This is a genomic window from Candidatus Eisenbacteria bacterium, from assembly GCA_016867715.1.
GTDB lineage: Bacteria > Orphanbacterota > Orphanbacteria > Orphanbacterales > Orphanbacteraceae > VGIW01.
Genome location: VGIW01000103.1, coordinates 1 through 10775, shown reverse-complemented (window position 1 = coordinate 10775; position 10775 = coordinate 1). Strand labels below are relative to the sequence as shown.

Below are 10775 nucleotides of genomic sequence, written 5' to 3'. Positions count from 1 at the left end.
AGGACCCGCGCCCGCGAGGGGGGAACAACCGAGGGGCGGCGCGCGATACGCCGCCCCTCTCGTTCGGTACGATCGCTCGAAGCGCTCGATCAGAGCGCCACGTTGATGCTCGCCACCACGATGAAGTTCTCGTATTCCACCGCGGTGCCGAGGTCCGTAATCCCGTACAGGTAAAAGACCCCCTCGAGCACCGCCTCCTCGATCGCATCAAGGTTCGTGATGTAGTCCTGCGACTCCTCGAACGTGATCGTTCGCGTCTCGCCGGCCCCGAGGTTCGCGTTCTCGATAATCGGCGTCGCCTGGGCCTTGATCGTCGCGATCGAAGGCGAAACGCCGAGATCGACGAGCGAGAGGTACATCGCCCCCTTCGCCTCGCCGGGGCCCTCGTTCGTCACGGTGACGAAGAACCCGAAGTACTCGAGGGATTGCAGCTTGTCCTTATGCTCGTCGTAATCCTCGTTCCCATTGAGGTCCACGGAGATGCGATGGACCGTCTTGTCCGCGGACGATTCCCCGTCCCCGAACACCTGCACCAGAATGAGCTGTCCGCTGACCAGGCAACCCGCCGCGAAGAGCGCAGCGAGCGGGAAAACAAGAAGCGCGCGTCGATTCCGCATCGTTCCGCCCTCCTACGCGCCGAAGTAGAAATTGAGGCCCGCGAAAATGCCGACGCTCTTCCGGGACCCGCCCCCGTCCAGGGGAATCACGATGAAACGCCCGCTGACGTCGATGTCGAAGAGCGCGCCCGGCTTGATCGCGAGCCCGAGGCCCCCGTTGTATCCGACGCGCGTCTCGTCGTCCTTGTACGAGACATCCGGCTTCAGCGTGTACGACCCGATCCCGCCGGTCGCATAGAGGCTCGCGCCCGGCTCGATCGGAAATCCGCCGAGGTTGAGGTTTAAACCGATGGTCTGGATCGAGCCCCCCTTCGTCGAGAACTCGAGATCGGGATCCTCCTCGGTGTGGTCCTTGTCTCCCACCGCGATCCACGTGATCGACGGCTCGAGCACGAAGATCGACCCGAGGCCGACCTTCGCTTTGGCGCCGTAGAGCGCTCCGCTCCCGGCGTCGTCTTGCACGATCGGGATGTGGTACGCGCCGTAGCCTCCCGCGGCAAGGCCGATTGCCCCCGCGGGAGCGGCGAGCCCGGCGCTCAAGAGAAGCGCCGCGGCCGCTTTCCATCGTCCGTTCATTCCGTCTCCTTTCCCCGCCGGGATGGGGGTCCCGGCTACATCCTGCCGTAGTGCGGTCCTCCGCCCCCCTCGGGCGTCGTCCAATCGATGACCTGATACGGATCCATGATGTCACACGTCTTGCAGTGCACGCAATTCGAAAAGTCGATCCGAATCCCCTTCGGCTTCTCCCCGTCCCATTCCATGTGGTAGACCGACGCCGGGCAGAAGCGCTCGCACGGAGCGCCGTACTCGCGCACGCAGCGGTTCACGCAGAGATCCGGCTCGCGAATGACGAGGTGCGCCGGCTGGTCCTCCGGATGCTCGGTCCCCGACTTGAAGAGGTCGGTGAGCTTGTCGAACGCGTACTCGTTGTCGAACGGAGACGGTTCGGGGGCCTTCCGCGGCGTCCCGTAGTAGCCCGCGATCGTCCGCATCCGCTCGTGGCCCGCGCGCGCGCGCATCCGCTCCCTGATCCCGCGCCCGCCCGTCGCGAGCTGCAGGCCCGCGTGGAGAAGCCCGGTCCAGAGGCCCCCTTCGAACCCCTGATGGAAATTCCTTGCTCCGTAAAGCTCCCTGCGGGCCGGGCTCGCCTCGAACGCCGAGTCGTAGCGAGCGAGACGCGCCTCGGAGAAGTCGTCGGCGAAGATCGCCTCCGCGATCGCCTCGGCGGCGAGCATCCCCGATTCCATCGCGAGGTGAATTCCTTTTAGACGAAAAGGATTGAGAAGAGAAGCGGTGTCGCCGATGAGGAGAGCCCCGCCGAGGGAGAGCTTCGGCACCGCGTAGTAGCCTCCGAGCGGCATCGACTTGGCGCCGTATCCTTCGAGCGAGCCCCCCTCCAGAATGCCGCGAAGAAGCGGATGCTTCTTCCATTCCTGGAAGCGCTCGTGCGGATCGAGAAAAGGATCCGGATAGTCGAGCCCGACCACGAGGCCGATCGAGACGAAGCCGCCCGACATCCCGTAGATCCATCCGCCCCCGTAGGTGTCCTTCGCGAGCGGATGGCCCATCGTGTGGATCACGCGCCCGGGGGCGATGCGCCCCTCGGGAACCTTCCACACTTCTTTCACGCCGATCCCATAGACCTGCGGGTTCCGCCCCTCGAGGAGATCGGGGCGTTTCGCGAAGAGCTTCTTCGCGAGGCTTCCCCGCGTCCCCTCGCCGAGGACGGTCACCTTCGCGCGAAAATCGGCGCCCGGCTGGTAGTTCGGCTTCTCGCGCCCTTCCTTGTCGATCCCTTTGTCGGCGGTCCGCACGCCGGCGACGCGATCCCCATCCCACAGAAGATCCGCGCCCGGGAAGGTGGGGAAGATCTCGACCCCTTCCTCTTCAGCGATTCCGGCGAGCCACTTCGTGAACGCGCCGAGGCTGATCACGTGGTTGCCGTGGTTGCGAAGAGGGGCGGGAGTGAACGGGACGCGGATCTTGCCGCGGGCGGTGAGAAAGTAGAGATCGTCCTCGCCGACCGATCCCTCGAGCGGGCACTCTTTTTCCGGGAAATCGGGGACGAGCGCCGCGAGCGCGCGCGGGTCGAGAACGGCGCCTGAGAGCGCGTGCGCGCCGGGCTCCTTCGCCTTCTCGATGACCGCGAGGAAGATTTCCTTGGGCGGTTCTCCGGCTCGTTCCCTCTCCGCGTTCTTCGCGCGGACGAGCCTCGCGAGATGGATGGCCCCCGCGAGCGACGCGGGCCCGGCCCCGACGAACAGCACGTCGACATCGAGAACTTCCCGCTCGTTCGCCACGGCCGCCTCCCCGGAGCTTCGTGGAACGGGGGTCACGATCTCCGCTTGAGCGGTAAGCTAGCAGAATCGGCGCGAGCCGCGCAACGGGAAAAGCCCTCGCGGGGCGGCTTCGGGAGCGGCGCGGCGTCTTAGCGGAGTCCGTGCTTGTCCAGCTTCTTGTGGAGGCCCCAGCGGGAGATGCCGAGCTCGCGCGCGGTTCGGGAGACATTCCCGTGGTTCTTGCGGAGCAGCTCGCGGAGGAGATCCTTCTCGTAGCGCTCGACGCGGTTCTTGAGAGACCCTTCCGCCGAGGGCCGGATGGGCGCGGAGATCTCCGTCTCCATGCCGCGGACGGCGGGGGAAAGCCGGCTCGCGGTCACCACGCCCTCCTCGTCAAGAACGACGACACGCCTCATCTCGCTTCGAAGCTCGCGCACGTTCCCCGGCCAAGGATGCCGGAGAAGCGCTTGCGAGGCTCTCTCGTCGAGCTTCACCGTCTCCTTCCCCATCTCGGCCGAGAAGAGGCGGAGGAAGTAACGGGCAAGGAGGAGGATGTCCTCGACACGCTCGCGGAGCGGAGGGAGATCGATGTTGATGACGTTCAGCCGATAGTAAAGATCCTCGAGGAAGCGGCCCTCCTTCACCTCGCGCGTCAGGTTCCGGTTCGTCGCGCAGATGAAGCGCACGTCCACTTCTTGGAAGACGTTCGACCCGAGCGGGCGGATCTTCTTCTCCTCGAGAACGTGCAGGAGCTTCGACTGCACGCGGAGGTTCATCTTGTCGATCTCGTCGAGGAAGACGGTCGAGCCGGACGCCTCCGCGAGAAGACCCCGCTTGTCCGCGTGCGCGCCTGTGAACGAGCCGTGCGCGTGGCCGAAGAGCTCGCTCTCCAAGAGCTGCTCGGGGAGCGTTGCGCAGTTGACGCTGAAGAAGGTCTTCGCCGAGCGCGGGCTCTCCGCGTGGATCGCCTGAGCGATGAGCTGCTTCCCTGTTCCGGTTTCGCCGCGGATGAGCACCGTGACGTTCGTTCCGGCCACCTTGCGCACGAGGTCGAGCACCTCGTCCATCCGCCGGCTCTCGGTGATGATCTGATCGAAGTGGGTCGAGCCGCTCACTTGTTTGCGGAGCCGGACGTTCTCTTCCACGAGCTCCTTCTGTCTCGTCGAGAGAACCGAGAGCGCGAACCTCTGCGAGCGGACGAGGCCGACCACCAGGTCCAGCTCCCTCGATCCGTACGGCGGGCGGTGCTCCCCTCGGTCCAAACAGATGACGCCGGAGATCTCCGCGCTCGTCTGAAACGGAACGACGAGGAGGCTCTGCACGGCGCCTCCCTCCGCGATCCGCTCGCCGGGGATTCGAGGGTCTTTGGGGACTGCGGTCGAAAGGAAGGGGCGCCCTCCCCGGCGGCAGCGCTGGAAGAGCGGGAGAAGCGCGCGCGCGAACTTCTTCGCTTCCTCGGTCGACATGCCGTGGGCGGCGCGCTCCACGTGGCGCTGCTCCCCCTCCTCGTACACGAGAAGAACCCCGCGGTCGCCTTCCGTCCGGGCCACGAGCTCCTCCAAGAGATCATCGAGACTGAAATCATCCGAAAGTGAAGGAATCAGATCCTGGACGGCGAGGTGGTCGTTCCGCCCGCTCAGCGAATGATCGATCACCTTCTCCTCGAGCGCGCGCCGGAGCTGGTCCGCCTGATCGATCAGGCGCGCGTCTCCCGCGTCGGCGAAGATCCTTTCCGCTTGCTCGAGGGCGAGCTCCCATTTTCCCGAGATGCCGTCGCGCGAGAGAAGCCGCGCCTCCGCGAGCCGCGCCTTTCCGAGCCAGATCGGGACGCCGGTCTCGCGGAAGATCTTTCGCGCCTCGGCGATCTCGAGCGGGAGATCGCTCTCCTCGCCTTCCGGCCGGTCGATCGCGTAGCGGACATGCCGGACGAGCGCCTTCCCGAGCTCGACCCTCTCCCCCATCTTGCGGAGTTGATCGATGCCGAGGCGGTACATCCGCTCGAACTCCTCCCAGCGTCCCTCCTGGGCGTAGAGCGTGCCGAGCGAGGTGCAGACGAGCGCTTCCTCGAAACGTTCGCCGATCCTTCGGGAGAGGACGAGCGCGCGGCGAAGAAGGGAAGCGGCCTCTTGCGGCTCCCCGAGACGAATCGCCGTGATGCCGAGCCGCCGCGCGATCTGAACGGCGTGCTCCGAGTCCTCGCCGAGCGGAGCGGCGGCGGCGAGCGCCTCGCGGTAGAGCCGGCGGGCCTCCTCCGGGTTCCCCGCACACCGCTCGACATCGCCGAGATCGCGCCGGACGAGGACCTCCTCGCGGAGATACCCCTGCTCGACGCACGAGGGGAGCGCCGATTCGAGAAGCGCCTTCGCCTCGCGGAGACGCCCGCGCAGGATGTCGATCCGCGCGAGCCCGATCATCGAAAGGGCCGCGCACGGATGCCGGCCGTCCTGCGTGTAGATGCGCAGCGAGTCGCGGTACGCTTCCTCTGCGAGATGGAGGTTCCCCTTGTGGAAGTGAACGACCGCAAGGTTGAGCAGCACGTGCCCCTGATACGAGTAGTTGCCCGACGCGCGAAGGAGTTCCTTCGCCTGATCCAGGAGGTAGAGGGCGCGGTCGTTGTCGCTCTGCTCCTTGCACACGAGCGCGAGGTTGATCGTGGCTTGGATCTGGCGGCGCGCGTCGGAGGCGCGGCGCGCGCTCGCGAGCGCGTCCTCGTAATACTCGCGCGCGCGCGCGTGCTCGCCGGTGCGGAAGTAGACGTGGCCGAAGCCGATCTGGACTTTCGCGAGGACGCCGTCCTCTCCGCTCTTCAGCAAGACCCGGAAGGCGCCCTCGAACCGTTCGAGCGCCTCGCGGTAGCGGCCGCGCCGCACATCGAGATAGCCGGCGAGGACGCTCCTCTCCGCCTCGAGCAGTCTTCCATCGTCAGCGGGAATCTCGCCGATCTCGTTCTCGATCTCGGCCAGATGTCTCTCCGTCTGCGCGAGGTCGCCCCGCTCGTAGAGGCACCACGCCTCTTTGATGCGGACGGCCGCCGCGCGGGCGGGCGAGAGAAGACCGTTGCTCGCCGCGAGCATGCGGAAGTCGTGGTACTTCGAGCAGGCGTCCTGGTGCTGATCAAGATCGAAGTAGAGGTCGCCGAGACGTTCGAGCTTGGCGAGGCGCTCCGGAAGGTCCCTCGCGGAATCGAGACGTTCAAGCGCGGAGACCTCGCGCTCGATTTGGCGCCTTCTCTCCTCCGTGGTCATGCGCGCTCCGCTTCCTCAAGCCCTCCGCTGATCGGACGATCGAAGCGGGGAGACGGAGGGGATCAGAGGAAGAGGACTGAGCCGAGCACCCCCGTGATCGTGCCGATGAGGCGAAGCCACTCGCTCCGCGCGTCGTCCCGTTCGCCCTCGCCGAGGAAGCCCAGAAACGGCTGCAAGCCCCCGCTCCGGGAGCTTTCCGAACCTCCGTCGCCGACGACCGGAACCGGGTTGTCCGGATCCCCACCCCCGTTGCCCTGCGGAATCGTGCCTTCGGTGGGCGGCTTCGCGCGCTTGCTGTCCCACTGCGCCGAAGCGTCCGCCGCAGCCAAGCCGAGAACAAGGAGAGCGAGGAGGAAGAGGATGGGGAGCCTTGCATGGAACCTGTCTCTCATCTCTCCAGCCCCTTTCGGAAAGGGGTGGATCCGCGGTAGCCGTACCTGCGGATTCCATCCCCGTACGTGCACGATTTTACTAAAGTTCCCCCCGTTCTGTCAACAAACGGGGCGGCTCCGACTCGCTTCCCGCCGGCTCACCGGCTGCACCGGTGCGGGCGCCCAAGAGCTCCCGGAGTGCAATCGTTTACCCTGCAAAGCAATACGGAAGACCGAAGGAAAGGCCTTTCGCAGTGCTCGGCCGGACGATGGCGGCAAGCGCGCTCCCCCTGTCTCCACCGGTTGCGCGTCAGGGCGAACGGCCGCTCAGAGAAGCCGATCACGCTTGCCCCGTCTTCGGCGGTTGACCGGCCGCCGGGGATCCGCCTATCCTCGCCGGTCGGAGGCGGTTCCGGCAGCAGTCGGGGCCGGAGGGTCCCGGACGAGAACGGAGGGAAGGTTGGGCGAGCAGCTCATCACACGGATCAAGGAACCCGAGGTCTCGCCGTACGTTTTCCTCTGCGGCGAGCCGGAGCGGGTCCCCCGCATCGCGGACCTCCTCGGGGGGGGCGAGAAGATCCGGGTGGTTCGCGAGTACAGCATCTACCGCGCGTCGCTGAACAAGACGGAGGTCACGATCGCCTCGACCGGCGTCGGCGCGCCGTCGACCGCGGTGCTCATCGAGGAGCTCGCGAACGTGGGCGCGCGCACGCTCCTTCGCATCGGCACGAGCGGCGGGATCGGCAAGGACGTGCGGAAGGGGGACTTCGTGATCTCGACCGGCGCGATCCGCGAAGACGGGACCTCGCGCGCGTACGCGTGGGAAACGTATCCGGCGCTTGCGCACCACGAAGCGGTCCTCGCCCTCGTCGCCGCCGCCGAGGCCGAGCATGCCCGCTACCATCTCGGCGTGACCTTTTCCGTCGATGCCTTTTATGCCGAAAACAAAATCCTCGACGGAGAGCGTCTCGCGTCGATGTCGCACGGAGCGTATCTCCTCCCCTCGCGCGTCGAGCGGCTCCGCGACGCCGCCGCGATGGGCGCCCTCCACATCGAGATGGAGAACGGCGTCCTCTTCACGCTCGGCGGCCTCTTCGGCCTTCGCACCGGAGCGATCTGCACCGTCTCCGACGTCGTCCCCTGGCACCCGACCGACACCACGATCAACTTCGAGGAGAACATCGCCGGCTGCATCCGCGTCGGCATCGGAGCGATGGAGAAGCTGATCGCGTGGGATCGGGAGAGGCAGAACGCGGGGCAACGGTTCCCGTGGTGGCCGGGGGAGTAGTCCCGCTCATCCAGTCGTCCGCGCGATGCAACACGATACGCATCTGGACACGCGCCGTTCTGGAAAGGAGAGGACCGTGCGAGCATTCAAGATCGCGGCCCTGGTCTTTTGGATCGGCACGGGGCTGTTCTGGGCCGGGGGCTGCGGAGACGACGACGGCGAGAGGCCCAAATCCGCCCGCCGGTGATCACGTCCATGTTGACCTGGTTGACGTTACGGGACGGGTCCTTCAGCCTCCTATTCATGATCGCACTACTTCTGAGAACGGCATCGTCGGCGCTCCGGTCCCGCCGGGCGCTGGTCCTCGAGAACCTCGCCATGCGCCATCAACTTCACATCCTTCAACGATCTGGCAGGAGACCACGGTTTCGGCCGATCCATCGGAGCTTCTGGGTTCTTCTCTCTCTCTTGTGGGCGGAATGGAGAGGTTCGCTCGTCCTTGTGAAGCCGGGGACGGTCGTCGGCTGGCACCGGAAGGGGTTCCGCCTCTATCTATTGGAGATGAAGGAGCAGGAAGCCCGGACGGCCACAGGTACCGAAAGAGATCCGCGATCTCATCCGCCGAATGTCGATCGAGAATCCAACATGGGGCGCGCCTCGGATCCTCGGCGAGCTGCTCATGCTCGGCATCGACATCGCCGAGCCGACGGTGTCGAACGACAGGGTCCGACCGAAGAAGCCTCCCTCCCAGACATGGAAGGCATTCCTCCACAATCACCTCGACGAGATGGTCTCCCTCGACTTCTTCACGGTCCCCACCGCGACCTTCCGCATCCTCTACGTCCTCGTGATCCTCTCGCACGGGAGGAGACGCATCATCCACTTCAACGTGACCGACTCGCCCTCGTCCTTGTGGACCGCTCGCCAGCTGATCGAAGCCTTCCCGTGGGATACGGCGCCCAGGTACATGCTCCGAGACCGGGACAAGATCTACGGGCTGGAGTTCCAGCGAACCGTCTCCAACCTTGGCATCGAGGAGATCCGCATCTCGCCGCATTCCCCCTGGCAGAACCCCTACGTCGAACGCGTCATCGGCTCCATCCGCCGCGAGTGCCTCGACCACGTGATCATTTTCAACGAAAAGCATCTCCGCCGGGTCCTGCGCGAGTACTTCCGGTACTACGCCGAATCGCGGACTCACCTCGGCCTCGACAAGGACTGCCCCGTGCCGAGACCCGTCGAGCGGCCCGAGATGGGAAACGTGGTCGCGATCCCCCAGGTCGGCGGGCTCCACCACCGTTACACGCGGCGCGCTGCTTAACCGAACCGCTCCGGTTCCTTACCCGGAAGAGGAGCCCTCGCAGGAGAGATCTGCCTGCAATCACCCATCCCCGCGTGTTTCACCGGATCTTCTGCCCCATGAGCCTCCCGAAGCCAAAGTCCACGGACCGAACGGCCGTCGATCGGCCCCAAAAGCGATCGATCCGGGAACCGAAATCGACCACGTCACAGGCGCATGAGGTTCATATGAAGGACCGGCAAAGGTTCGCGGCCGCAGGCGGAAACGTGTGGATCATCCAGGCTAGAGCGCGGCCCACGGATGCACAACAAAGCCTCCTCTCCGATAGGCCCGGTCCCCTGCGTAGACCAGAGCGCCGGGCGTGTCCGGTCGACCGCTCAGCCTTCTCCAGTACTCCAGGCCATGGAAGAAGTCCGAAGCGACCGTCATCCCCGACTTGATCTCGATCGGCGTGAGACTGGATCCGAGATCGAGCAGGAGGTCGATCTCGTGCCCTGTCGAGTCACGCCAGAAGTAGAGATCACTCTCCTCTCCTTGGTGCAGCCGGTTCTTGAGCAGCTCGGACACCACCAGGCTCTCGAAGATGGCACCACGGGAAGCGTGATTGTGGAGCTCATCCGGAGAGCGGATCCCGAGCAGATAGCAGAGGAGGCCCGTGTCGAGGAAGTAGAGCTTGGGGCTCTTGATCATCCTCTTGCTGAAGTTGCGATGGTGTGGCCGCAGGAGGTGGATGAGGAAGCTCGTCTCCAGGATCGATGTCCACCGGCGAGCCGTGGTGTGCGTGATCCCGCAGTCGGCACCGAGGGCGGAGAGGTTGAGGAGTTGCCCGTTGCGGCCGGCGCACAGGCGGATGAAGCGCTCGAAGGCCTCGAGGTCGCCGACGTTCAGAATGCTGCGAACGTCCCTCTGGACGTAGGTCTGATAGTAACCCCTTAGCCACTGCCGGGGCTCCAGTCCCTTGTCGTGGATTCTCGGGTAGAATCCCCGGAAGAGCGTTTCCATGAGGTCGGGAACGGGTCCCTTCCCCTTCCCCTTCCGCGGCAAGGTTCGCCCCAGCTGGGACACCGGGAACGCTCTCCGGCCGCCCAGCTCAGACAACGAGAACGGGAGGAGGTGGAGAATCGCGCACCGGCCCGCCAGCGACTGGCTCACTTTCTCCAGGAGCAGGAAGTTCTTTGATCCACTCAGGATGAAGCGCCCCGGCTTCTCTCTCTCATCGACCATGGTCTGGATGTAGGAGAAGAGATCCGGCGCGCGCTGCACCTCGTCCAGGATCACGGACCCGGCGAACTGGTTCAGGAAGCCCCGCGGGTCCTCGCGTGCGAAGCGGCCATCATCCGGGTCCTCGAGCGAGACATACCGGTGACGTGGAAAGGCCGCCCGAGCCAAGGTGGTTTTTCCGGACTGGCGGGGTCCCGTCAGGGTCACCACGGGGTACTGCTTCGCGGACCGATGAAGGACGGGCAGGAGAGCGCGCCGGATCATGGAATCCTCCGTGCCGGGTACGCAGATTGAATTTCAGATATTCAATCTGCAGGATGCCGTCGCTCGCGTCAAGAACCTTCTGCGCACCAGGGTCGCGGGACCCATCCCTGCCGCCTCCACCCGATCGGCATAGGGGGGTAGCGGGTTCGTCCCGCTACTCCCCCTGCCACACCACCGGACATGCGGGTCCGCATCCGGCGGTTCGGTCGGTTGAGGTCAGCGGCCCAATCTCGGAACTCCCATCCGGTCG

At 65.5% G+C, this 10775-nt stretch carries 7 protein-coding genes and 1 pseudogene; 2 read left to right on the top strand and 6 right to left on the bottom strand.

The window, feature by feature from the left end; translation table 11 throughout:
• Positions 1-89 precede the first annotated feature (89 nt).
• From FJY73_12715 to FJY73_12695, 5 genes are all read right to left on the bottom strand, one after another.
• Positions 90-617, bottom strand: coding sequence for a hypothetical protein (locus FJY73_12715; protein ID MBM3321527.1), 528 nt, complete (start codon positions 615-617; stop codon positions 90-92).
• A gap of 12 nt (positions 618-629) precedes the next feature.
• Positions 630-1193, bottom strand: a complete 564-nt coding sequence (locus FJY73_12710) for an outer membrane beta-barrel protein (GenBank protein ID MBM3321526.1) — start codon at positions 1191-1193, stop codon at positions 630-632.
• Positions 1194-1228: 35 nt separating this feature from the next.
• Positions 1229-2917, bottom strand: a complete 1689-nt coding sequence (locus tag FJY73_12705; protein MBM3321525.1) for an electron transfer flavoprotein-ubiquinone oxidoreductase — start codon at positions 2915-2917, stop codon at positions 1229-1231.
• A 128-nt stretch (positions 2918-3045) separates the two neighbouring features.
• On the bottom strand, positions 3046-6141 hold the full coding sequence (locus tag FJY73_12700; protein MBM3321524.1) for a tetratricopeptide repeat protein: 3096 nt from the start codon (positions 6139-6141) through the stop codon (positions 3046-3048).
• Between the two features lie 62 nt (positions 6142-6203).
• Entirely contained in the window at positions 6204-6533 is a 330-nt protein-coding gene (locus tag FJY73_12695; protein MBM3321523.1) for a hypothetical protein, read from the bottom strand.
• Positions 6534-6972: 439 nt separating this feature from the next.
• Here FJY73_12695 and FJY73_12690 point away from each other — a divergent pair, with 439 nt between their 5' ends.
• Both FJY73_12690 and FJY73_12685 read left to right on the top strand, forming a co-directional pair.
• Positions 6973-7800: a nucleoside phosphorylase gene (locus FJY73_12690; GenBank protein MBM3321522.1), complete on the top strand. Its 828-nt coding sequence runs from the start codon at positions 6973-6975 to the stop codon at positions 7798-7800.
• A gap of 243 nt (positions 7801-8043) precedes the next feature.
• A pseudogene (locus FJY73_12685) lies at positions 8044-9061 on the top strand (transposase).
• Positions 9062-9322: 261 nt separating this feature from the next.
• Here FJY73_12685 and FJY73_12680 read toward each other — a convergent pair.
• Positions 9323-10525 carry an ATP-binding protein gene (locus tag FJY73_12680; protein MBM3321521.1) on the bottom strand — a complete coding sequence of 401 codons (1203 nt, stop codon included), beginning with the start codon at positions 10523-10525 and terminating at the stop codon, positions 9323-9325.
• Positions 10526-10775 lie beyond the last annotated feature (250 nt).